The organism is Noviluteimonas gilva (assembly GCF_009740395.1).
Classification (GTDB): Bacteria; Pseudomonadota; Gammaproteobacteria; order Xanthomonadales; family Xanthomonadaceae; genus Noviluteimonas; species Noviluteimonas gilva.
In genome coordinates, this window is sequence record NZ_WOXT01000002.1 from 333,301 (window position 1) to 356,814 (window position 23,514).

Sequence of the window (23,514 nt, forward strand, 5' to 3'; positions counted from 1 at the left end):
CGCACGCAACCGCATCCAGACGAGGTCAGACAGGTTATGCAGTACGGCACCGTGAAGTGGTTCAACGACGCAAAGGGTTTCGGGTTCATTGCCCCGGAAGACGGCAGCGCCGATGTGTTCGTGCATTACTCGGCGATCAACAGCAAGGGCTTCCGCAGCCTCCAGGAAGGGCAGCGTGTGAGCTACGACGTCGTCCAGGGCCCGAAGGGTGCCCAGGCCGCCGGCGTGGTGCCCGTCGCCTGAGTCTCGAGCGCATTGCGTCGCTCGGAAAGCCCCGCGCATAGCGGGGCTTTTTTATTGGGGTATCGTCGTTCGGTGACCTCCGACAACCAACCGCCGGAATTCGCCCCGCGTGATCTTTGGCGCGACGACATCGTGCTGCGCGAGGCCGTTGCGCGCGAAGGCGCAGAGGGTTTCGCCGATCGTATCTCCACGTATGCACGCCTTGCCGGCGACACGCTGTACGCATTGTCCTTCGACGCGCACCGCGATCGCCCGCGCCTGCGCACGCACGATCGCTTCGGCACGCGCATCGACCGCGTCGACTTCCATCCGAACTACCACGCGCTCATGCAGGCGGCGATCGAGCACGGCGTCGCCGGCCTTTCGTGGCGCGAACCGGTGCCCGGCGCGCACGTCGCGCGCGCGGCGCTGAGTTATCTGCACCATCAGGTCGAGCCCGGCACGAGCTGCCCGCTGACGATGACGCATGCGGCGCTGCCCGCGCTGCGTCGCGCACCGGCGCTGGCCGAATGGGCGCAGAAGGCGGCCGCGCCGCACTACGATCCGCGCGACGTGCCGATCGCCGACAAGCACGGCGTCACGCTGGGCATGGGCATGACGGAGAAGCAGGGCGGCTCCGACGTGCGCGCGAACACCACGCACGCGCAAGCGCTCGAAGGCGACGAATACGCGCTCACCGGCCACAAGTGGTTCTTCTCCGCGCCGATGTCCGACGGCTTCCTCGTGCTCGCGCAGGCGCCGGGGGGTTTGACGTGCTTCCTGCTGCCGCGCCGCCTCGCGGACGGGTCGAAGAACGCCTTCACCCTCATGCGTTTGAAGGACAAGCTCGGCGACTGGTCCAACGCCTCGTCGGAAGTCGAATTCCAGAGCGCGCGCGCAACACGCGTCGGCGACGAAGGGCGGGGCATCGCCACGATCCTCGACATGGTGATGCTCACGCGCCTGGACTGCATGCTGGGTTCGGCGGCGGAAATGCGCATGGCGCTCGCGCAGGCCTTGCACCACGCGCGGCATCGCATGGCGTTCGGGAAACTGCTCGCCGACCAACCGTTGATGCGCAACGTCCTCGCGGACCTGGCGATCGAATCCGAAGCCGCGCTCGCGCTGTCGATGCGCGTCGCGCGCGCGGTGGATGCCGCCGAAGGCGATCCGCGCGAAGCCGCGTTCGCGCGCATCGCCACGGCGATCGGCAAGTACTGGATCTGCAAGCGCGCGCCGGCCTTCGTCAACGAAGCGCAGGAGTGCCTCGGCGGCAACGGCTACGTCGAGGAATCGCTGCTGCCGCGCCTGTATCGGCAGGCGCCGCTCAATTCGATCTGGGAAGGCAGCGGCAACATCCAGTGCCTCGACGTGTTGCGCGCGCTGCATCGCGAACCCGAAACCGGAGAAGCGTTCTTCGCCGAACTCGGCGAAGGCCTGCATCCCGCGCTCGATGCGGCCATCGCGCGCCTGCGCACGATGCTGCGCGCGCCCGAAGAAGCCAGTGCGCGGCTGCTGGTCGAACATATGGCGCTCGCGCTGCAGGCCTCGATCCTGTTGCGTACGAACGCAGCCATCGCGCCTTTGTTCTGCGAAAGCCGCCTCGATGCCAAGCACGGCCTCGCGTTCGGGACGTTGCCCGTCGACGACGCCGCGTTCGAATCGATCCTGTCGCGCGCGCTCTGATCAGCCGCCGAAGAACCCACGCTCGCGCGCGTCTTCCAGTTGCGGCGCCAACCACGTCCACAGTGCCGGGCAACCGGCTTCGATCGGCGGACCGACCTTGCGGATCACGCGCTCGTAGCTGATCCCGTTCTCGACCCAGCTGCCACCGCCGTTGGCGAGATTCAGCAACACCGGCATCGCGCGATCGGCCGCATGCGCGAAACGCGCCTCGGGCGTTTCGCCGTCTTCGAACTCTTCCCACAACGCGAGGAAACGCGCGCCGTGCGCGTTCGGCAGCATCCCGAAGATGCGCTCGACCGCCACGCGTTCGGCAGCCTTGCGTTCGGCCAGGCCGGTGTCGTCGTAGACGATGGTGTCGCCCGTGTCGATCTCGCCGATGTCGTGCACCAACAGCATCTGCATCACGCGATGCACGTCGACGCCCGGATCGGCGAACTCCGCCATCGCACCGGCGAGCATCGCGATCTGCCAGCTGTGTTCGGCCGAGTTCTCGTAACGATCGAGCCCGATGGGCCGGGACTTGCGCGTGACGCCCTTGAGGCGATCGAGTTCGAGGATGAAGTCGACGACGTGCTGCATGCGGTCAATCCAGGAATTGCAGTCGCGCGAGATCCGCGTAGAGCCCGCCTTGCGCGAGCAGTTCGGCGTGCGTGCCCTCGGCCACGATGCGGCCGTGGTCCATCACGACGATGCGGTCGGCTTTCAGCACGGTGGCCAGGCGATGCGCGATCACCAGCGTCGTGCGACCCTGCATGAGGTTTTCCAGCGCGTGCTGCACGGCGCGTTCGCTCTGCGCATCGAGCGCGGAGGTCGCTTCGTCGAGCAACAGCACGGGCGCGTCCTTGAGAAGCGCGCGCGCGATGGCGATGCGTTGCTGCTGCCCGCCGGACAGGCGCGCCCCGCGTTCGCCGAGTTCGCTTGCGTACTTCTGGGGCAGGGCGTCGATGAAGTCGTGCGCCTCGGCCGAACGTGCGGCCTGCTCGACATCGGCGTCGGTGGCTTCCAGACGGCCGTAGCGGATGTTGTCGCGGGCGGTCGTCGCGAAGATCGTCGGCGCCTGCGGGACCAGGGCGATCGATTCGCGCAGGCGCGCGGGGTCGAGTTGGCGAAGGTCGATGTCGTCGATCGCGATGCTGCCGCGCTGCGGATCGTGGAAGCGCAGCAGCAGCGCGAACACCGTGCTCTTGCCCGCGCCGGAAGGACCGACGAGCGCGACCGTTTCGCCGGGGCGCACGTGCAGCGAGAAGCCTTCGAGCGCAGGCGCATCCGCACGCGAGGGATAGTGGAAGACGACATCGTTCAAACGAATGTCGCCGCGCAGGGGCAGCGGCATCGGCGTCGGATTCGCGGGCGCGACCAGCAGCGCGCGTTCCATCAGCAGATCGTTGATGCGGCCCATGCCACCGGCCGCGCGCTGCACGTCGTTCCAGACTTCGGCCAGCGCACCGACCGAACCGCCGCCCAGCATCGCGTACAGCACGAACTGCCCCAGCGTGCCCGCGCTCATGCGCCCCGACACGACATCGTGCGCGCCCGACCACAGCACGATGATGATCGCGCCGAAGAACGCGGTGATCGCGACCGCCGTGACGATCGCCTGCATCCCGATGCGGCGGCGCGCGGTGGCGACGGCGCGCGCGACGGCGTCGAAGAAGCGCCCGCGCTCATACGGTTCGCGCGCATGCGATTGCACCGTGCGCACGTTGCCGAGCACTTCGCTGGCGAGCGCATTCGCATCGGCCACGCGGTCCTGGCTCTGGCGCGACATCTTCTGCAGGCGCCGGCTGCCGATCACGATGGGCGCGACGAACAGCGGGATGCCGATCATCGTGTAGGTCGCCAGCCGCGGGCTGGTGACGAACATCATCGCAATGCTGCCCAGCACCATCAGGAAGCTGCGCAGCGCAACGGAAATGCTGGAGCCCACGAGACTGCGCAGCAATTCGGTATCGGCGGACAAACGCGAAACCAGTTCGCCGCTGCGCGTGGCTTCGAAGAACGCCGGATCCAGCCCGAGCAGATGGCTGTACAGGCGTTGCCGCAGGTCGGCGACCACGCGTTCGCCCAGCAGCGAGACGAAGTAGAAGCGCGCCGCCGTCGCGAGTGCGAGCGCGGCGGTCACCGCGAACAGCCACGCGAAGGTCGCGTCGATGTTGCTCGCGCTGCGGAAGCCGTCGTCGATCATCCCGCGCACGGCGACGGGCAAGGCGAGTGTCGCCGCGGACGAGGCGCACAAGGCCAGCAACCACGCGAGGAACAACCCGCGCTGGCGCTGCACGAAGGGCCACAGGCCGCGCAGGCTGACGACCTTGCCCTTCGCCTGCGCGGTTTTCTCGATGTCTGCCGATGCGTCTGCCATCAGCCATTGTCCCCGATGCGCGCGCGGTTGCGCGTGGCGTCGCGCAATTGGACGGCCAGCGCGTCCACGCGATCGGCCGGCAGGCGCACGCGCAGGTGCAGGCCGTCGGCGTCGAAGGCTTCGGACAGGCGCTGCGCGCCGTGTGCCGCAAGCGCGGCGTGCACCGGGCCGGTGTCGTCGAAGCCGGCGCGGATGTCGAGTTCGCGCCAATCCACCAGCGGCAGGCGCGATGCGGTGCGCAGGCATTCGGCCGCGGCCCCGCCGTAGGCGCGCACCAGGCCGCCGGCACCGAGGTTCACCCCGCCGTACCAGCGCGTGACCACGACCATGACGCGATCGAAGCCCTGTCCGTCGATCGCCGCGAGGATCGGCCGCCCCGCGGTCCCCGCCGGTTCGCCGTCGTCGCTGGATCGATAGTCGCCGCCGATGCGCCAGGCCCAGCAGTGGTGCGTCGCGGGTGTTCGCGCGATCTCGCCGAGGAAGGCGAGCGCATCGGCCGGCGATTCGACCGGCGCGGCCTGCGCGAGGAAGCGACTGTGCTTGACCTCGATGGCGTGCGAGGCGGGCGCGGCGAGCGTGTCGCTCATTCGCCGAGCGCGCGCAGGTCCTCGGGCAGGGGCTGGCCCGGGTAGCGCGCGCGGAAGGCGTGCAGGCTTTCGCGCGCCTGGTCGAGTTTTCCGTCGCGCACCAGTTCGCGGATGCGCAGCAGCCACGCGTCGCGCACGGCCGGATCGTTGGCGGTGGCGGGCGGAACGACTTCTTCGTCGGACTCGGCGAAGGCGGGTTCTTCGGCGCGCGCGGCCTTCGCGGCGGCGTCGGCTTCGTTCGCCTGGCGACGGCGTTCGAGGGAAGCATCGGCGGCGCGCTGGAATTGGTCTCGCGTGGGTGCTGCGGGTGCGGGTGCCGCGGCGGGCGCAGCCATCGGCGGCGCGGTGATCGTGCGCGCCTTGGGCAGCTTCGCGAGCTGTTCGGCGGAGAACACCGTCGTACTTTCGACCGAGGTCACGTCGATCGGATTGATGGCGCCCGGCGCGACCGGATGCACCGCCTCGTCCAGCACGATGGGCGCGGCTTCGAAGGGCTGCGGTTTCGGTTCGACCTTCGCGCGCGCGGCCGCACGCGACGTCGAACGCGGTTGCGTGACGACTGGTTCCGGCGGCGGCGCGGGCATGTTCAACGGGCGACGCGGCACCACGCGCGCCGACATCGACGGCGGCGGTGGCGGCTGATATTCGACCGCTTCCTCTTCCGGCGCCTGCGCGGCGACCGGCTCGGGCGGCGGCGCATCGGGCATCTCGCGCAGATTCCACGCGATGCCGCATGCGATGGCGAGCGACGCGGCGAAACCGACCGTCGTCACCCACGTCTGCGGCTTGCGCTTGCGCAGCGTGGTCACGCGCGCAGGCGCGACGTCCTCGACAGGCGCCGACGCCGCGGCGTGCGCCATCGCGAGGATGCGCGCGTCCAGCGACGGCGAGGGCTCGCCGCCCTGCGGACCGATCTTCGCAAGGCGCTGCGCGAGCGCGCGCTCTTCCGGGGTCAGTGCGTTGTCGTCGCGCGTGTTCATGACGCTTCCGCTTCCCGATCCGTGCCCGGCTTCTCGCCGCCCAATCCGGCGCGCAACTTGTCCATCGCGTAACGCAATCGCGACTTCACCGTTTCGCGCCCGACGCCCGTGATCGTGCCGATCTCCTCCAGCGTGAGTTCCTGTTCGAGGCGCAACAGCACCACCTCGCGTTGTTCCGGCGGCAGCGCGTCGAGGGCGAGCTGCAGGCGCCGGCGTTGTTCGAATTCCGACAACTGCCGCTCCGGCGTGTCGGGATCGGGAATGCGGGCCGCGCGCTCGTCGGCATCCTCCGGCGCGGGCGGGCGGTACTTCGCGGCCCGCCAATGATCGCCCAACCGGTTGTGTGCGATGCGATACAGCCAGGTGCCGAAGGGCGCATCGGGCGTCCAGCCGGCGCGGGCGGCGATCACCTTCTGCCAGACGTCCTGGAAAAACTCGTCCGCCAGGGACGGATCGCGCAAGTGGCGGAGGAAATAGCGGTACAGGCGGGTGCGATGGCGGCCGTACAGCTGCTCGAACGCGGCGCCGTCGCCGGACACCCAATCGAGCATCAGCTGTTCGTCGCTGGCCTGCACCCCGTCGTCCATGGCGCGCAGCGTACGGGCTGGCGACGGGGCGGGGAAGCGGCCGTCGTGGGCGAGGGCGGCGGTCACGGTGAATGAAAACGAGCGAGGCGGCCGTGCGGGGTTCCGGGAAGCGCCCCCATTTCCGTTCATCCGGTTCATGGAACCTCGCAACACCCGCGCCGCGACCGGCCGCGCGCCATGGCACGAAGTCTGTATGCTCACGCCCATGTCTGGGGGGACGACATAAACGTGCGCAGCCCGGAGTTGGCTGGAGCGGCAGGGGCCGCGGCATCGTCCGCAGGGCCGGCGCTTGTGCGCGCGGTCCGCGACGTGTTGCCGGCCGATGGCCGCATCGTGATCTGCTGGCGGGACGCCGGCGGCGACGCCTATTCGGCGGACGACGCGGTTCCGGCGGCCCTGGTGGCGCGTGCCCTGTCGATGCTGGGCACCAAGGGCCGCGCCCGCGACGCCGAGATCCTCGACCACTGGACCACCGAGCAGGGCACCGAGATCGTGCTCGCCGCGCAGAATTCGTCCGGGGTCGTGTCGCCGATGCGCGACGTCTGGCAGGCCATGGCCCGCCGCACCATCGCCGCGTCGCTGGAAGCCTGGCAAGCGCGCAACCGCATCGCGACGCTCGAAAAGAGCGAGCGCCTCCAGCAGGCCCTGTACGAGATCGCCGACCTGGCCGGGTCGAGCCTCGAGATGCACGAGATGCTCCGCCGCATCCACGCCGTCGTCGGCTCGCTGATGTACGCGGAGAACTGCTTCATCGTGTTGTACGACGAAGTGCGGCAGACGCTGCGCTTCCTCTACTTCGCCGACCGGCACGATCCCTACATCGCCGATCCCTCGCACGAGATCCCGGTCGCCGAAGTCCCGACCAGCCTGACGATGGCGCTGCTGCGCCACGGCGAGCCGCTGCTCGGCCCGTCGGCGGCGCTGCGCGCGAAGCTGCAGATTCCCTCCGATCCCGTGCACGGCCCCGATTCGGAAGACTGGCTCGGCGTGCCGATGCGCCGCGAAGGCACCGTGTGCGGCGCGATCGTCGTGCAGTCCTACGAACATCGCGCCAGCTACAGCCACGAAGACCGCGCGCTCCTCAGCTACGTCGCGCAACACATCCTCACCGCGCTCGATCGCCGCCAGGCGCGCAGCGAACTCGAACGCCGCGTCGAAGAACGCACGCACGCCCTGCAGGAAGCCAACCGCGTGCTGCAGGCGGAGATCGTCGAGCGCCAGCGCGCCGAACGCCTGCAACGCGCGCTGTTCCGCATCGCCGAGTTGTCGATCACCTCCGAAAGCCTGGAGCGCTTCTACGCCGAAGTGCACGACGTCGTCGGCGAGCTGCTCTATGCGCGCAACTTCTACATCGCGCTGCTGGCCGGCGAGGGCGACGAACTCGAATTCCCGTACTCCATCGACGAACGCGATCCCAATCGCCCGCGCCGCAAATTCGGCATGGGCATGACCGAATACGTCATCCGCACCGGCCGCGCCGTGCTCGCCGATCGCAACGCGATCGAAGCGCTCGATCGCGAAGGCAAGGTCAAGACGATGGGCACGCTTTCGCACAACTGGCTGGGCGTGCCGTTGTTCCGCGATGAATCGGTCGTCGGCGTGATCGCGGTGCAGAGTTATTCGCCGGCCGTGGCGTTCACGCCGCGCGACCAGGAGCTGCTGACGTTCGTCGCGCACCACATCGGCGCGGGCCTGCAACGCAAGCAGGCGCAGGAAAACCTCAAGGCCGCGCATTCCGAACTCGAAGGCCGCGTGGAAGAACGCACGCGCGAACTCGCCGCGGCGAACGCCGAGCTGATGGCGCAGATCGGCGAGCGCATGCATGCCGAGCGCCGCCTCACGCATCAAGCGCAGCACGACACGCTGACCGGCCTGCCCAATCGCGCGCAGTTGCTCGAACGCCTGAGCCACGCGATCCAGCGGGCCCGCAGCGGTGCCGACGAAGGGCGCACGTTCGCGGTGCTGTTCCTCGACCTGGATCGCTTCAAGCTGGTCAACGATTCAGTCGGCCACGCGGTGGGCGATGAATTGCTGATCGAAGCGGGACGTCGCATCGTGGCCGCCGTGCGCGCGGGCGATACCGTCGCGCGCCTGGGTGGCGACGAATTCGCGATCCTCGTCGAACAGATCGACGGGCAGGACATGGCCGAAGAACTCGCCGGCCGCGTGCTCGGCGCGCTCGGTGCGCCGGTGTGGATCGCAGGGCGCGAACTGTTTCCGACCGCTTCGATCGGTATCGCGCTGTGGATCCCGCGCTATCGCAGCGGCGAAGACATGCTGCGCGACGCCGACGCCGCGATGTATCGCGCCAAGGGCGCCGGCCGCGATCGCAGCGCGGTCTTCGACGAAGCGATGCGCGACGAAGCCACGCGCATCCTCGACCTGGAAGCCGACCTGCGCCGCGCGATCAACGCCGACGCGTTCGAACCGCATTACCAACCGATCGTGCGCATCACCGACGGCACCGTGCTCGGCCACGAAGCGCTGCTGCGTTGGCGCCACGAGAAGCGCGGCGTGCTCTCACCGGCCGAATTCATCGGCGTGGGCGAAGACAGCGGGCTGATCGAACAGGTCGACTGGTTGTTGTACGCGCGCGTGATCCAGGACATGGCCAGCTGGAACAACAGCGGCTACGTGTCCGTGAATGTTTCGCCGCGCCATTTCCGTTCGCCGGATTTCGCCGAACGCCTGCTCGGGTTGCTGGAAGGATCGAACGTCGATCCGGCGCGCCTGCGCATCGAAATCACCGAGGTCGCGCTGTTCGACGACGCACCGCGCGCACTTCGCACGTTGAGCGACCTGCGCCGCCACGGCGTGCTCGCCTTGCTCGACGACTTCGGCACCGGCTTCTCGGCGCTGTCGTACCTGCACCACTTCCCGATCGAATGCCTGAAGATCGATCGCAGCTTCATCGCCGGCCTGTCGACCGCGCAGCCGGAAAGCTTCGCGGTGATCCGCGCGATCCTCGCGCTGGCGGGCACGCTCAACATCGACACGATCGCCGAAGGCATCGAAACCGAAGCGCAGCGCGATGCGTTGATCGGGCTGGGGTGCGAAAGCGGGCAGGGCTACTTGTTCGCGAGGCCCGCGGCGCGTTCGAGCTGATCAGACGTCCCGCACGACCAGCAAGCGTTCTTCCGTCATGTCCCTGATCGCACTCCGTACGCCTTCGCGGCCGAGACCGGAGTGCTTCACGCCGCCGTAGGGCATGTTGTCCACGCGGAAGCTCGGGACATCGCCGACGATCACACCGCCCGTTTCGATGCGATCCCACGCGCGCATCGCATGCGCGATCGAGCCGGTGAACACGCCGGCCTGTAGGCCGAAGTCACTCTCGTTGACCAGGTCGATGGCGTCGTCGAAATCGTCGAACGGTTCGATCAACGCGACCGGGCCGAAGGCTTCCTGGCGATACAGGTCGCTGTCGTGGGGCACTTTTTCCAGCAATGCGGCAGGGAGTTGGTTGCCTTTGCGCTTGCCACGCACGAGTGCCTTCGCACCACCGGCGATCGCCGCATCCATCCAGGCGTCCACGCGCTTGGCTGCAGCCTCGTCGACCATCGGGCCGATGAAGACTTTCTCGTCCTTCGGATCGCCCATGCGGAGTTTGGCGACGGCGTCCGCGAACGCTTTCCTGAATTTCGCGTGCTGCGCGCGATGCACGAAGATGCGCTGCACGCTGATGCAGCTCTGGCCGGATTGGTAGTACGCGCCGAAGATCATGCGTTCGACGACGGCGTCGAGCGATTGGCCGGGGTCTTCGTCGACGATGCACGCCGCGTTGCCGCCCAATTCCAGCGTCACTTTCTTGCGGCCGGCGCGCGCCTTGAGATCCCAGCCGACGAGGCCGCCGGTGAAGCTCAAGAGCGCGATGCGCTCGTCTTCCACCAACAGCGACGCATCTTCGTTCGAGCACGGCAGGATGGAGAACGCGCCGCGCGGCAAGTCGGTTTCGGCGAGCACTTCACCGATGATCAGCGCGCCGACGGGCGTCTTCGCCGCGGGCTTCAACACGAAGGGACAACCCGCGGCCAACGCCGGCGCCACTTTGTGCGCGACCAGGTTGAGCGGGAAGTTGAACGGCGTGATGAACGCGCACGCACCGATCGGCACGCGCTTGACCATGCCGCGATAACCGCGCGTGCGTGGCGAGATTTGCAGTTCGAGCACTTCGCCGTCGATGCGCGTCGCTTCACCCGCCGCGATGCGGAAGGTATCGATCAAGCGCGTGACTTCTCCGCGCGCATCGCGGATCGGCTTGCCGGCTTCGATGCACAGCGCGAGCGCGAGTTCTTCCTGGCGTTCGGTGAACCGGCGCACGCAATGTTCCAGGACGTCGCGGCGTTTGTCCGGCGGGAACTCGGCGACCGCGCGGCGCGCCTTGTGCGCGGCGACGATCGCCTTGCGCACGAGCGCGGCATCGGCGAATCCCACGCGCGTGGCGCGCTTGCCGGTGAACTTGTCGAGCACGTCGAGTTCCGACGCGCCCGGGATCGGCGCATTGGCGAGATAGCAGGGGTAGCTCTTCGACAATCCGTGCTTCGCCATGTGCGTCTCCTTCGTGCCTTCAGTCTTCCGGATCGATCACCCGCAACGGCAAGGTCCCGTCGCCCAGGCGGGCGCGCACGCGCTGCCCGGCCTGCACATCCTGCACGCTGCGGATGACGTGGCCGTCGTCGCGCTGGAGGATCGCGTAACCGCGCGCCACGGTGGCCAGCGGACTCACGGCTTCCAGCGAACGCGCCAGCCCGCGCAGGTGCACCTGGTCGTGGCGCAGGCGGCGCGTCATCGCGGCAAGCGGGCGTGGGCGCAAGGCTTCCAGGCGTTGGTGGAGCAGGGTGATGCGGCGTTTGGGCGCCATCGTGCGCAACACCGCGTCGGCGTGGCGCATGCGCGAATGCCAACGTTCCAGCTGCTTGCGGAATGCATGGTCGAGGCGCCGCTGCGCTTCGGCCTGGCGACGCAGCAACAAATCCAGGCGCGCGCGCGGCCGCAGCGCATGCAATTTCAGGGCGGCGCGGTCGGCGCGCTGCGCGTCGCGACGCAGGTGATGCGCCATCAGGCGCGTCGCGCGGCGTTGCAAACCCTGCAGGCGCAGCGCGAGATCGTGGCGATTGGGCGCCAGCAATTCGGCGGCGACCGACGGCGTCGGCGCGCGCACGTCGGCGACGAAATCGCTGAGGCTGAAGTCGGTCTCGTGCCCGATCGCGGAGACCACCGGCACGGGGGATTGCGCGATGGCGCGCACGAGGCGTTCGTCGTTGAAGGCCCACAGGTCTTCGAGCGAGCCGCCGCCGCGCGCGAGCAGGATCGCGTCGTAGCGTTCCGTCCGATACGCGCGCTGCAGCATCGCGACGATCTGCGCCGGCGCCGCCTCCCCCTGCACGGGGACGGGCAGCACGTCGACGTGCATCAGGGGAAAGCGCCGCGCGAGCACGCTGAGCACGTCGCGCACCGCGGCGCCCGACGGCGAGGTCACCACCGCGAGCCGCCGCACGAACGCCGGCAGGGGTCGCTTGCGCTCGGTCTCGAACAGGCCCTCGGCGGTCAGCTTCTGTTTCAGTTCTTCGAACGCGCGCCGCAACGCGCCTTCGCCGGCTTCCTCCAGCGAATCCAGGATCAGCTGGTAGTCGCCGCGCGCCTCGTACAGCGTCAGGCGGCCGCGCGCGAGCACGTGCAGGCCTTCGCGCGGGACGAAGTTCAGCCACTGGCTCTTGGGCTTGAACAGCGCGCAGCGCACCTGGGCGCGGGCGTCCTTCAGCGTGAAATACAGGTGCCCCGACCCGGGCCGCGAGAGGTTGCCCAACTCGCCCTCGACCAGGACCGACGGGAAGCTGCCTTCCAGCAGGTCGCGCGCCAGCGTGTTGAGCTGGCTGGGCGAGAGGATGCGGCGGGCGTCGTCGCGGGACATAGGGCGGCGGAGGACGGCGGGACACGGTAGCGCAGGCGGGCCCGCGTGTCTGCCACGGTAGAATGCGCGCATGTCGATCGATACCCGCACGCCCGCCGCCAACGACCATCTGCCGTGCCACGCCACGCGCTTCGGCCCCGCGCCACGCCGGCAGACGCGGCAGGTCCACGTGGGCGGCGTCGCGGTCGGCGGCAACGCGCCGGTCGTCGTGCAGTCGATGACCAACACCGACACCGCGGATGTGGCGTCGACCACGAAGCAGGTCGCCGAACTCTGGCGTGCCGGTTCCGAACTCGTCCGCGTCACCGTCAACACGCCCGAAGCGGCGGCCGCCGTGCCGCGCATCGTCGAGAAGCTCGAGATGATGGGCGTGCACGTGCCGATCATCGGCGACTTCCACTACAACGGGCACCAGTTGCTCGCCGGTGAGCCGGCCTGCGCGCGCGCGCTCGCCAAGTACCGCATCAATCCGGGCAACGTCGGCTTCGGCAAGAAGAAGGACGTGCAGTTCGCGCAGTTGATCGAGTTCGCGATCGCCAACGGCAAGCCCGTGCGCATCGGCGCGAACTGGGGCTCGCTCGACCAGGCGCTCGCCACGCAGTTGATGGACGAAAACCACCTGCGCGCCGAACCGTGGGATGCCGGGCGCGTGTTGCGCGAAGCATTGATTCGCTCCGCGCTCGATTCGGCGCATCGTGCGGTCGAACTCGGCCTGCCCGCCGATCGCATCGTGCTCAGCGCGAAGGTCAGCGGCGTGCAGGAATTGATCGCGGTGTATCGCGAACTCGCCACGCGCGGGGATTTCGCGTTGCACCTGGGGCTCACCGAAGCCGGCATCGGCAGCAAGGGCATCATCGCGAGCAGCGCGGCGCTCGCGGTCCTGATGCAGGAAGGCATCGGCGACACGATCCGCATCTCGCTCACGCCCGAGCCCGGTGCGTCGCGTACGCAGGAAGTGATCGTCGCGCAGGAATTGCTGCAGACGCTCGGCCTGCGCGCGTTCACGCCGATGGTCACCGCGTGCCCCGGTTGCGGGCGCACGACGTCGGAGTTCTTCCAGGAGCTGGCGAAGACCGTGCAGGAACACGTACGCGACAAGATGCCGACGTGGAAGGTCAGCCACCCCGGTGCGGAGAACCTGACGCTCGCCGTGATGGGTTGCGTGGTGAACGGGCCGGGCGAATCGCGCCACGCCAACATCGGCATCTCGCTGCCGGGCACCGGCGAGGCGCCGTCCGCGCCGGTGTTCATCGATGGCGAGAAGGCCAGGACGCTGCGCGGGGACAACATCGCGCAGGAGTTCGTCGCGATGATCGACGACTACGTCGAGCGCAAGTTCGGCGCCAAGTAGTCCACCCCCCTCCCAAGGGGGGTCAATCGCGCAAAGCGCGATTGGGGGGGATCCCCCCGCGACGCGAGTAAGCCGCAAGCGCAGCCTCGCGCGCGACCGCCAAATCGACGATCGGCACCGGGTAATCCTTCGTCCCCAACTCCGGCACCCACCGCCGCACATACGCGCCGTCTGGATCGAAACGCCTGGCCTGCAACAACGGATTGAAGATGCGGAAGTAGGGCGCGGCATCGGCGCCCGTGCCCGCAACCCATTGCCATCCCAACGTGTTGTTCGCGAGATCCGCATCGACCAGCGTGTCCCAGAACCAGCGCGCACCTTCGATCCAATGCGTGCGCATGTGCTTGGTCAGCAGGCTCGCGACGAGCATGCGCACGCGGTTGTGCATCCAGCCGGTTTGCCAGAGTTGGCGCATGCCGGCGTCGACGATCGGAATACCGGTGCGGCCGGATTTCCACGCGTTGAGTTGCGCGTCGTCGATGGGCGCCCACTCGAACGCGTCGAAGCGCGGATCGAGGTTGTGGTCCGTCGTGCGTGGAAAATGATGCAGCAGGTGGTGCGCGAACTCGCGCCAGAACAATTGCCGCAGGTACGCGATGCGCGCTTCTTTCGGTGCATCGCATTGCGCGATCGTCGCGTAGACGCGCTGGATCGAGACTTCACCGAAATGCAGGTGCGGCGACAACGATGAGGTGCCGTCGATGGCGGGCAGGTCGCGCGCTTCCGGATAGTCGGCGACCTTCGAGACGAATGCCTGCAACGCCGCACGCGCACCGTCTTCGCCCGGCGTCCAGTGCGTCCAGAACGGACGGTCCCACGTGGGTGTCGGCGACGGGAGCAACGCATCGATCGATTCGCCGTCGATCGTCACCGGCGGCAACCGCGCAGGCGCATCGAAAGTGCGCGGCGTTCGCATCACCGCCGCCGCGGCTTTCCAGAACGGCGTGAACACCTTGTACGGATCGCCCGCCTTGGTCGCGACGTCCCACGGTTCGATCAGCAACGCGCCGTTGTGGCTTTGCGCGAACAGTCCCGATTGCCGCAGGGTCCACTTCAACGCGGTGTCGCGTTGTTCGATCGCCGGTTCGTAACGTCGGGTCCAGAACACCGCTTCGGCTTGCGTGTCGCGTGCGAGGCGTTCGAGCGCGGCCTGCGTCGGGCCGCGCACGCAGACCAGGCGGGAACCGCGCGCCCGCAACGACGCATCGAGCGCCGCAAGCGATCGACGCCGCCACGCGTCCGATGCCGCGCCCGGCGTCCAATCGCCTTCTTCCTCCGGCGCATGCACGTACACGGGAACCGGCGCATAGCCCTGCGCGATCGCCGCCTGCAACGCGGGCTGGTCGTCGAGGCGGAGATCGTCGCGGAACCAGACGAGAGCATGGGGCATGCGCGCAGTATCGCCAATGCGCGTGGATGGCGGCGTCACCGCGCGTCGAAGGCGTATCGCACCTGCAGGCGGAAGGAGAGCATCGGATCGCTGTCGGCCGAACCATCGGGCGTACGCAACACCGTGAGCGGCACGTACAACACTTCGATCGCGGCGCCCCAGCCCTTGGTCAACGTGCGACCGACGCCGAATGCGAGATAGCCGACATCGTCCGTCGCCGTCAGCCGCGAGTAGTCGCGAAAACCGAAGGTGAGCGCGTCGACGTGCACTTCGTTTTCCATGCGCACCAGGCCGCCACTCAGGTGCCAGGTCCACGGGCCGTGTGCCAGCGCGGCGGTCGTTTCGAGCCCGTAGTAATTCAGCTGGAGCGTGTCGCTCGACGGCGCCTCGCAACCGTAGGGATTCAGGTCGAAGTCCTGCACGCCCGCGAGGGCCGCCGGGCAGGTGACATCGCCGATCACCGCGCCGTGCTGGCCGAACGCGCGCACCGACACGATCACCCCGTTCGCATCCACCACGCGCCTTGCGATGGCGGCGGCCCACAGATCGCGCGTCTTCGCGCCGCCGATTTCGACCGGCGGTGTCCACGCAAGCTCGGCGACGAACCCGCCGGGCAGCCCGATCCATCCGCGCACGCGCCCGAACACGGGCGACTTGTTGAGATCTTCGTTCTTCAGTCCGTTGAAACCGACCATCGTCTTGCGCGCAGGCAGATGCGGCACCTCCCCGAGTTCGACCGCCGCCTGCCAATGGCCGGGCGCGAGCGCAGGCGAGGGGCCGAAGGCCGCCATCAGCGTGGAGGCGGTCCTGTAGTGCATCGCCCAGGCTTCGGGGCGATCACCGTCGAGGACTTCGTCTTCGCGTATCACTTCCTGTGCCATCCCCGGCAGCGACACCAGGGCCAGCAGGCCAGCGATTGCGGAGGACAGCGTGCGCGAGGACATGCGCACGAATACCGGCGGGCAGGCGCGCCGGTTCAACCCGGCGTGGCGGCGGAGCGTTCCGGACGCGTCGCGCGTCCGGGCGCGGGGTTACTCCCAGTCGTGTCCGCCGGGCGTCGGCGCCAGCGCAGGCGCGCCGAACGAAGCCTGGATGCGCATCACCAGGTCGTCGGTGATCGCTTCGGCGATGCGGGCTTCCCAATCGCGGAGCTGGCGTTCGTCGGCGTGGTTCGCGCGCCGCATTTCTTCCAGCACCGTTTCGAGCGTCTTGATGTTCATGTGTGTTCCCCCTGAGAAGCGCGCCCTCCTCGGGCGTGCCAAGGATGAGCCACGAATTCGTGAATGCGGGGTGAGGTCCGGCGCGCCTGTCCTCCCGGCGGCGCAAGGGAGCGACGGGCGGCGACGCGGCTTTTGCTACCGTGGCAAAAAAGCCCGGGAAATCCGCATGCGTTTCAGCCGACACGCGCTCCTGTCCACCATCGCCCTGTTCGCCACCGCTTGCGCAACGCAACAAAATTCCGCGCCGATTTCGCCCGCGACGACGCCCGAGGACGCCAACCTCGTCGACATCCGCTCCCTCGTCCCCGACATCGATCTCGACATCCGTTACGCCGGCGCGAACAACTTCACCGGCGCGCCGGTCGATGGCTACGAGGCGCCGAAGTGTTTCCTGCTGCGCCCCGTCGCCGAAGCGCTCGCGCGCGTCGAACGCACGCTGCGCGACGACCACATGCGCCTGCGCCTGTACGACTGCTACCGCCCCGTGCGTGCCGTGCAGAATTTCGTCGCGTGGGCGCACGCGCCGGAAGACGGCCGCACGAAGGCCGCGTACTACCCGTCCTTCGACAAACGCGCGTTGCTCGGCGATTACATCTCGCCGACCTCGGGCCACAGCCGCGGCGCGACCGTCGACCTGGATCTGATGGAATGCGACGACACGGGCGTGGCGTGCACGCCGCTGGACATGGGCACGCACTTCGATTTCTTCGACACGCTGGCGAACACCGATTCGAAGAAAGCCACAGACGCGCAGCGCGCGAACCGCCACCGCCTGCGCGATGCGATGGAGGCGCAGGGGTTTCGCAACTATCCGATGGAGTGGTGGCACTTCACCTTGAAGCCCGAGCCGTCCCCGCGCGTGGCGTTCGACATTCCGGTGCGTTAATCCAGGTAGGACGCCGCGATCTTCTTCGCCAGTTCGTAGGGCTCGGGTTCGTTGCGATTGGTGAGCACGACGACGGTGAGATGGCGCTGCGGATAACGCACGATCACGTTGCGGAAGCCGACGGTTTCACCGGAATGCCACAAGGTCTCGCCGGTGATGCGCCAGCCGAAGCCGTACTCGATCGTCGGGTCGTCGGTTTTCGTCGCGGGCGTGAAGGCCTGTTTCCAGACCGACTGCGGCAGCAGGCGATCGTCGTACAGCGCCGCATCCCAGCGCGCCAGATCGTCGATCGAGGAATAGATGCCGCCGTCGCCGAGCACGGCGCTGGTCGTGCTCTGATCCGTGCGCGTCCACTTGCCGTTTTCTTCCGTGTAACCGTAGGCGCGATTGGCGACGGTCGAGATGCCGTTTTCGTAAGCGACGGTGTGCTTCATCCCCAGCGGTTCGAAGATGCGCGTGCGCAGGAAATCCGCGTAGCGCTGGCCCGATGCGCGCTCGACGATCAACGCAAGCAGCGCATAACCGCTGTTGCTGTAACGATAGCTCGTGCCCGGAACGAAGTAATGTTTCGGCGCCTTTTCCAGCAACTGCAACACGCCGATGTCGTGGATCTGCGCGGTGTCCTTCGGATCCATCAGGTCTTCGTAATCGATCAGGCCCGAGGTGTGCGTGAGCAGGTGGCGGATCGTGATCGCATCGTCTTCCGGCGGAAGCGTGGGCAGGAAGCGCTTGATCGGATCGTCGATCGACAGCTTGCCGTCCTGCGCGAGCAACAGGATCGCGGCGCTGTTGAATTGCTTGCTGATCGATGCGAGGCGGAAGTTGGTCTTCGGCGTGATCGGCGTCTTCGCTTCGAGATCGGCGAAGCCGTAGCTGCGGCGTTCGATGGCTTTACCGTCGCGAACGACGAGCACCGAGGCACCCGGTCCATTGCCGGCGTAGTCGTGCATCAGCGCGTCGAGTGGGTCGGTCATCGCGGGATCGCTCTTGGCGGTGCAGCCCGCCAGCAGGACGGCGGCTCCCAGCAACAGGCATTGCACGATGGCGCGGTGCGGCATGGCGTGGCCCCCCTCGGACCGCCGGAGTGTACGGCGACTTCTTCCCCGCTTCACACAAGCGCCATCGGCGGCTCACGGCGGGGGACGAGGCTGGCCCCACTTTCCATCGCAGGGAGCACCGTCATGGCAGAAGACTTCCGTAGCGTCGGCAACCGCTGGAGCCTGGCGATCTGGACCGGCGCGGCCGCCCTGCTGGCCGTGCCCGCGGTCGCGATGCGCTTCACCCAGGAGGTGAACTGGACCGCGCGCGACTTCATCACCTTCGGCTGCATGCTGGCCGCCGCGTGCGGCGCGTACGAGTTGTTCGCGCGCAGGAGCGCCAGCCTGGCCTATCGCGCAGGCGCCGCTGCAGCCGTTGGTACCGCATTCTTCCTGGTGTGGGCGAACCTGGCCGTCGGCGTGATCGGCGACGAACGCAACCCGGCGAACCTGATGTACGTCGGTGTGTTGCTGGTCGCGATCATCGGCGCGATCGTCGTGCGCTTCCGCGCGCAGGGCATGGCGCGCGTGATGGTCGCCACGGCCGTCGCGCAGGCCGTGGTCGGTGCGATCGCGATCTTCGGACGACTCGACGTGCCGGTGATGATGCTGGCGATCACGACGATGTATGTCGTGCTGTGGATGGGGGCGTCGGTGTTGTTCGGGAAGGCGGCGCGCTAATTCGATTCACGCTGCGCCAAGTCCTTCGCCAGTCGCACCGCGTCGATGCGCCCTTCGTAGTAATGCGGGAACACCCCCTGCACGCGATACCCCTGGTGGCGGTAGAACGCGATCGCGCCGGGATTGTCGGATCGGCATTCGACGTCGATGCGTTCGATGCCGGCCACGCGCGCCGCGTCTTCCAGCCAGGTGAGCAACCGCGCGCCAAGGCCGCGTCGACGTTGCGTGGCCTGCACGCCGAGCAGCGTCAGGTGCGCCGTGGTGTCGCCGTATTCCATGATCGCGAAGCCATGCAGTCCGCCGTTCGCGTGGACGAGCGCCACGTTGCTCGTGCGGCTGCGGATGGCGGCGAGGATGCGCGCGGGCGTGTAGCGCCAGCGCAGGCCGTGTTCGATCGCATCGCGCGACAGCGTCGCGATGGCTTGCGCATCGTCCGGCGTTGCGAGACGGATGGTGGGGAGGCCCAGCACGGGGCCAGTGTATGCCCGCCGATTGCGACGATTCCAGCGCTATAGGCAGCGCCGGCTGGCGACATCGGGGGATGCGTCGCGCACCTGCGCGCGCCCACGCGCCTTCTACTGCCGCATTCATCGCGCGTAGTGGAGTCGGTATGCGGAAGCGGGCAGTCGGGGGCAGGGAATGAACGGGAAGACGCTGGCAGTTGCGCTCGCGCTTTCCGCGGCGGGTGCCGTCGACGCGAACGCACAGACGTACATCCGGACCGATACCACCACATACGAGGACAACCTCGACAAGTGGGTCATCGGCCAGCCCATGGCCTCGGTGAACGTCGACACGGGCCTGGTGGAATCGGAGACGAAATACGACCCGATCACTGCGTTGCCGACGGACGTGTACGCGTTCGGCAAGTTGAAACAGAGGCTCACGTACAACGCCGACGGAACGGTCGCGACGGTGTCCGACGCCAAGGATTCGGCGAGCTTCAATACGACGACCACATTCGGCAACTGGAAGCGGGGCATTCCGCAAACGATCACGCATCCGGATGGCGCGTCGACGTCCGCGGTCGTCGACGACCTGGGGCAGATCCTTTCGGCGACGGACGAAACGGGCGCGAAGACCTGCTACGCCTACGACGCCATGGGTCGTGTGCGGAAAATCACCTATCCATCGGAAACCATATCGGGCGTCTGCGATGCGTCGGCCTGGGCCGAAACGATCGTCAGCTTCAGTGCCGGCAACCCCGCGATCTACGGCATGCCAGCTGGAGCCTGGTGGCAAACCACGGTCAACGGCAACGCTCGCAAGATCACGGTCTACGACGGCCTGTTGCGCCCGGTCGTCGAGGAGACACTCGATCTCGCCGAACCGGCGACCAGGAAAGTCGTGACGTTCCGTCGCTTCGATGCCGCCGGCCAGACGGTGTTCCAGTCGTATCCACTGAACGCCCCGGGGACGCTCTCCTTCGCAGATCCCTCCCTGAAGGGAACCTCGAGCACGTTCGACGCGCTGGGCCGGCCAACGCGTGTCGAACAGCACGCCGAGCCCGAATTCGGTGGCGTGGTGGCCACGACGATGGCGTATCTCGCTGGCTTCCAGACGCGCGTGACCAACCCGCGAGGACAGGCGTCGACAACGGCTTTCAAGACGTACGCCGAGCCAACGACCGATTGGCCCGTCAGCATCGTGCAGCCCGCCGGGTCGTATACGGACATCACCCGGGATGTGTTCGGCAAGCCGACATCGATCAGGCGTCGTGACGCCGGCAACCTCGTCTCGGCGACCCGCACGTATGGATACACGCAAGCGCAGGAACTGTGCCGGCTCCACGAGCCGGAAACCGGGTCGACCTACATGGGGTACGACGCCGCGGGCCTGCTCGCGTGGTCGGCCTCGGGATATGCGCCGGGATCGACCTGCGTGAGCGACGCGGCCGTTGCCGCACGCCGCTCCGACCACGCCTACGACAACCGCAATCGCATCACGTCGCTCACCTTCGCTGACGGTTTGGGCAACACCTCCTACGCGTACACGGCCGACGGCTTGCCGGCAGCGCAGTCCGTCGACAACGGATCGGGCGCGGTCGTCACGACCACCTACGGTTACAACAAGCGCCGTCTGTTGACGAGCGAACGACTGTCGTGGGCCAGCATCAACTGGATGCTGGGATACGGCTACGACGCCCACGCGAACGTGGCAAGCCAGTCCTACCCGCCCAACGTCGTGATCGACTACGCACCGGATGCGCTGGGCCGCCCGACCCGGGCGGGCACGTATGCCACGAACGTCACGTACCACCCCAACGGGACGGTCGATTCCTTCACCTACGGCAACGGCGTGCAGCACAAGGCGCACCAGAACGCGCGCCTGTTGCCGGAGCGCAGCCGTGATTTCCGTGGCACCGCGGGGATCCTCGACGACAGCTACGACTACGACCAGAACGGCAATGTCGTAGCGATCAGTGATGGTGCGACGGCCGGCGCGACCGACCGGAACATGGTCTACGACCAGCAGGATCGGCTGACGCGCATGACCTCGCCGATGTTGGGCGGCACCGGGGCCATCGATTACGGCTATGACGTCCTGGACAACATCGTCTCGGTCAGTGCGCCCAACCGCAGCCAACGTTACTGCTACGAGGACGGCACCAATCGCCTGACGACCCTGCGCGCGGGCGCAACCGCGCAGTGCAGCAACGGCACCGCCGCAATGGTGGCCTTCGCGTACGACCTGCAGGGCAACCTGAAGACGAAGAACAACGTCCACTTCCAGTTCGGCCTCGACAATCGCTTGCGCTCGACGACCGGCGGCGTCGCATCGAGTTACATCTACGACGCGATTGGCCGGCGCGTGCGGGATTACACGACGGGCAGCCGGTACAGCCTGTACACGCAGGGCGGCCTGTTGGCCTACACCTCGGATGTGCGGAAGCAGGAGTCCGCGCACTACGTGTACCTGGGCGACAAACTGATCGCGACCCGAACGGTGCCCACCGGGTCGACGAACGCCACGGTCAGGTATCAACACACGGACGCATTGGGAACGCCGGTGGCGGTGACGGATGCGAACGGCACCGTGATCGAGCGGAGTCACTACGAACCGTACGGCAAGGTCCTGAACCATGCGGCACGGGACGGCGTTGGGTTTACCGGTCACGTCGAGGACAAGGCGACCGGGCTGACGTATATGCAGCAGCGGTATTACGACTCGACGTGCGGATGTTTTCTGAGCGTCGATCCCGTAACCGCGTACGGCAACGGCGACATGCGGTTCTTCAATCGCTACGCCTATGCATTCAACAATCCCTACGGGCTGACCGATCCGGACGGGCGCAGTCCGAAACTGATAAGACCCCTCATCAAAGCGTTGAAGAACGGCGGGGACGTTCGAAGCGCGTTGAAGGAGACAGGGACGGAGATGGTCGATTCGCTCGTGACCATTCTTGATGGATCATCATCGCCGGTGGAGAAAGCCGCAGCGGTGTTCGACTTTATTTCCCCGGTTTCCAGTGGAGAAGTAACCAAGGCGCGTACGTTGCTGAAGAACCAGCTTCAAGGGGCGATCGGCGAGGCTGATGTTGCGAAGAGGTTGGGTGCTGAGGTGGCGGGGCGGGGTGTGGCGATCAAAGGCAGCGACGGTCGGCTCACAATCGTGGACATCATGAGAAAGGACGGGACGGCTGTTGAGGTTAAGACTGGAGGTGCACATTTGTCGCGCGGACAAGCAGGATTGGCACAGGATGCGGCTACCGGATCGTATGTAATGCCGGTCGGAAACAACGCTAAGGCGGCCGGCCTAACTCCAAGCGAACCGATTGTTGCCAAGTTCCTAGAGGAGCGTCTCTGACGATGGATCGAAAACTTCTCAATAAGATTGACGCCGCCTGCGACGAAGCTCTCTCTCAGTATGGTTTCAAGTCGCCTCGTCGCGGCAATCCTCTAATCCGGCTGGATGAAGACGCGTTCGGTTGGATCGGACTCAATCGCCTCAACATGGGGCACGCTCTGCAGCTCAACCCCTTCATCGGTGTGCATTTCGTTTCGATAATGAAGTTGTGGGACCAGTTGAACGACAATCCGAAGAAGTGGCCTTACAAGGTCGGACAAATGGCGACGGTAGCCTTGCATCTAGGCGAGCTGGCGCCGGATGTCGAGGTGTTTGTTTTCGACGACAGACGTCCCATCGAACCCGAAGCCGAAAGGATGGCGCGGACGATTGTCCAGTATGGCGTGCCATGGATGCGTGCGCATGCCCGTATCGATGCGATTTTGCCACTGCTCCGCGAAAGAGAAGGCATGCTCGGGGGGTTTCCGCAACGAATCGCAGTCGCACTTTTCCTGCAAGGGAAAAATGAAGAGGCGACCGCATACCTAGACTGCAAGCTTCAGGAGTATTCGGCGATGACGAAATGGCCCGAGATCGTCGAATCCTGGTCCACGTTCGCCGAGAAACTCAAGGCCTTGATGGTTGCGGACAGGCAGTTAGATGGCGAGTCGTCATGATTGGCAGGCAAATCAACTTTTACCTCACGGCTGATGATCAGGATCAGCTGTTGGCAGCCATTCGCCGCGAAATCGGTTGCGCGCTCATCATTTGAAATTCTCTCTCTCCATTTCATGTCAAAGCTGCTAATCAGGCAGGACAGCGATTGGGCCG

20 protein-coding genes are annotated in these 23,514 nt (G+C 67.0%); 8 read left to right on the top strand and 12 right to left on the bottom strand.

The annotated features are described in order from the left end of the window. Positions 1-36 precede the first annotated feature (36 nt). Together GN331_RS08530 and GN331_RS08535 are read left to right on the top strand one after the other, a co-directional pair. Positions 37-243 (top strand): cold-shock protein, encoded by a 207-nt coding sequence (locus GN331_RS08530; protein WP_036169005.1) that lies wholly within the window; start codon positions 37-39, stop codon positions 241-243. 72 nt (positions 244-315) lie between these two features. After that, positions 316-1,908 (top strand): acyl-CoA dehydrogenase family protein, encoded by a 1,593-nt coding sequence (locus GN331_RS08535; protein WP_331713423.1) that lies wholly within the window; start codon positions 316-318, stop codon positions 1,906-1,908. Here GN331_RS08535 and GN331_RS08540 read toward each other — a convergent pair whose 3' ends face one another. The 5 genes from GN331_RS08540 to GN331_RS08560 are packed head-to-tail and all read right to left on the bottom strand — an operon-like array spanning position 1,909 to position 6,421. Then, positions 1,909-2,487, bottom strand: a complete 579-nt coding sequence (locus tag GN331_RS08540) for an HD domain-containing protein (protein WP_156641553.1) — start codon at positions 2,485-2,487, stop codon at positions 1,909-1,911. 4 nt (positions 2,488-2,491) lie between these two features. Then, positions 2,492-4,267, bottom strand: a complete 1,776-nt coding sequence (locus GN331_RS08545) for an ABC transporter transmembrane domain-containing protein (RefSeq protein WP_156641554.1) — start codon at positions 4,265-4,267, stop codon at positions 2,492-2,494. Continuing rightward, a complete protein-coding gene (locus GN331_RS08550) occupies positions 4,267-4,854 on the bottom strand; it encodes an IMPACT family protein (protein ID WP_156641555.1) in 588 nt (195 codons plus the stop codon). The genes GN331_RS08545 and GN331_RS08550 overlap by 1 nt, the downstream gene beginning before the upstream one ends. Further along, complete coding sequence (locus GN331_RS08555; protein ID WP_156641556.1) at positions 4,851-5,834, bottom strand: hypothetical protein; 984 nt, start codon at positions 5,832-5,834, stop codon at positions 4,851-4,853. The genes GN331_RS08550 and GN331_RS08555 overlap by 4 nt, the downstream gene beginning before the upstream one ends. Beyond that, positions 5,831-6,421, bottom strand: a complete 591-nt coding sequence (locus GN331_RS08560; RefSeq protein WP_156641557.1) for an RNA polymerase sigma factor — start codon at positions 6,419-6,421, stop codon at positions 5,831-5,833. The genes GN331_RS08555 and GN331_RS08560 overlap by 4 nt, the downstream gene beginning before the upstream one ends. A gap of 291 nt (positions 6,422-6,712) precedes the next feature. Between GN331_RS08560 and GN331_RS08565 the strand changes: the two genes are divergently transcribed. Beyond that, entirely contained in the window at positions 6,713-9,526 is a 2,814-nt protein-coding gene (locus GN331_RS08565) for an EAL domain-containing protein (RefSeq protein ID WP_331713424.1), read from the top strand. Here the strand turns inward: GN331_RS08565 and GN331_RS08570 are convergent, their stop codons facing one another. Together GN331_RS08570 and xseA are read right to left on the bottom strand one after the other, a co-directional pair. Then, positions 9,527-10,969: an aldehyde dehydrogenase family protein gene (locus GN331_RS08570; RefSeq protein ID WP_156641559.1), complete on the bottom strand. Its 1,443-nt coding sequence runs from the start codon at positions 10,967-10,969 to the stop codon at positions 9,527-9,529. A 19-nt stretch (positions 10,970-10,988) separates the two neighbouring features. Beyond that, positions 10,989-12,332, bottom strand: a complete 1,344-nt coding sequence (gene xseA / locus GN331_RS08575) for an exodeoxyribonuclease VII large subunit (RefSeq protein WP_156641560.1) — start codon at positions 12,330-12,332, stop codon at positions 10,989-10,991. A 70-nt stretch (positions 12,333-12,402) separates the two neighbouring features. Between xseA and ispG the strand changes: the two genes are divergently transcribed. Beyond that, positions 12,403-13,683, top strand: coding sequence for a flavodoxin-dependent (E)-4-hydroxy-3-methylbut-2-enyl-diphosphate synthase (ispG, locus tag GN331_RS08580; protein WP_156641561.1), 1,281 nt, complete (start codon positions 12,403-12,405; stop codon positions 13,681-13,683). A 22-nt stretch (positions 13,684-13,705) separates the two neighbouring features. Here the strand turns inward: ispG and GN331_RS08585 are convergent, their stop codons facing one another. The 3 genes from GN331_RS08585 to GN331_RS16755 all read right to left on the bottom strand — a co-directional run bounded on the left by GN331_RS08585 (position 13,706) and on the right by GN331_RS16755 (position 16,293). Then, positions 13,706-15,073, bottom strand: coding sequence for a cryptochrome/photolyase family protein (locus GN331_RS08585; RefSeq protein ID WP_156641562.1), 1,368 nt, complete (start codon positions 15,071-15,073; stop codon positions 13,706-13,708). A 35-nt stretch (positions 15,074-15,108) separates the two neighbouring features. After that, positions 15,109-16,017, bottom strand: a complete 909-nt coding sequence (locus GN331_RS08590) for a hypothetical protein (protein WP_156641563.1) — start codon at positions 16,015-16,017, stop codon at positions 15,109-15,111. Positions 16,018-16,104: 87 nt separating this feature from the next. Beyond that, positions 16,105-16,293 (bottom strand): hypothetical protein, encoded by a 189-nt coding sequence (locus tag GN331_RS16755; RefSeq protein WP_231734430.1) that lies wholly within the window; start codon positions 16,291-16,293, stop codon positions 16,105-16,107. Between the two features lie 166 nt (positions 16,294-16,459). Between GN331_RS16755 and GN331_RS16760 the strand changes: the two genes are divergently transcribed. Then, on the top strand, positions 16,460-17,179 hold the full coding sequence (locus GN331_RS16760) for a M15 family metallopeptidase (protein ID WP_231734431.1): 720 nt from the start codon (positions 16,460-16,462) through the stop codon (positions 17,177-17,179). On the opposite strand, the gene GN331_RS08600 is transcribed toward GN331_RS16760, so the two are convergent. Next, on the bottom strand, positions 17,176-18,222 hold the full coding sequence (locus GN331_RS08600) for a serine hydrolase domain-containing protein (protein ID WP_425489282.1): 1,047 nt from the start codon (positions 18,220-18,222) through the stop codon (positions 17,176-17,178). The genes GN331_RS16760 and GN331_RS08600 overlap by 4 nt on opposite strands. 138 nt (positions 18,223-18,360) lie before the next feature. On the opposite strand from GN331_RS08600, the gene GN331_RS08605 reads away from it, so the two are divergent. Next, positions 18,361-18,897, top strand: coding sequence for a hypothetical protein (locus GN331_RS08605; protein WP_197427059.1), 537 nt, complete (start codon positions 18,361-18,363; stop codon positions 18,895-18,897). Here GN331_RS08605 and GN331_RS08610 read toward each other — a convergent pair. Next, positions 18,894-19,367: a GNAT family N-acetyltransferase gene (locus GN331_RS08610; protein WP_156641566.1), complete on the bottom strand. Its 474-nt coding sequence runs from the start codon at positions 19,365-19,367 to the stop codon at positions 18,894-18,896. The two genes, GN331_RS08605 and GN331_RS08610, sit on opposite strands and share 4 nt — an antisense overlap. 169 nt (positions 19,368-19,536) lie before the next feature. Here GN331_RS08610 and GN331_RS08615 point away from each other — a divergent pair, with 169 nt between their 5' ends. Both GN331_RS08615 and GN331_RS08620 read left to right on the top strand, forming a co-directional pair. After that, the gene (locus GN331_RS08615; protein ID WP_156641567.1) at positions 19,537-22,704 is read left to right on the top strand and encodes an RHS repeat domain-containing protein; all 3,168 of its coding nucleotides are present in this window, start codon (positions 19,537-19,539) and stop codon (positions 22,702-22,704) included. 2 nt (positions 22,705-22,706) lie between these two features. After that, positions 22,707-23,360 carry a hypothetical protein gene (locus GN331_RS08620; RefSeq protein ID WP_156641568.1) on the top strand — a complete coding sequence of 218 codons (654 nt, stop codon included), beginning with the start codon at positions 22,707-22,709 and terminating at the stop codon, positions 23,358-23,360. The last annotated feature ends 154 nt before the right edge of the window (positions 23,361-23,514 follow it).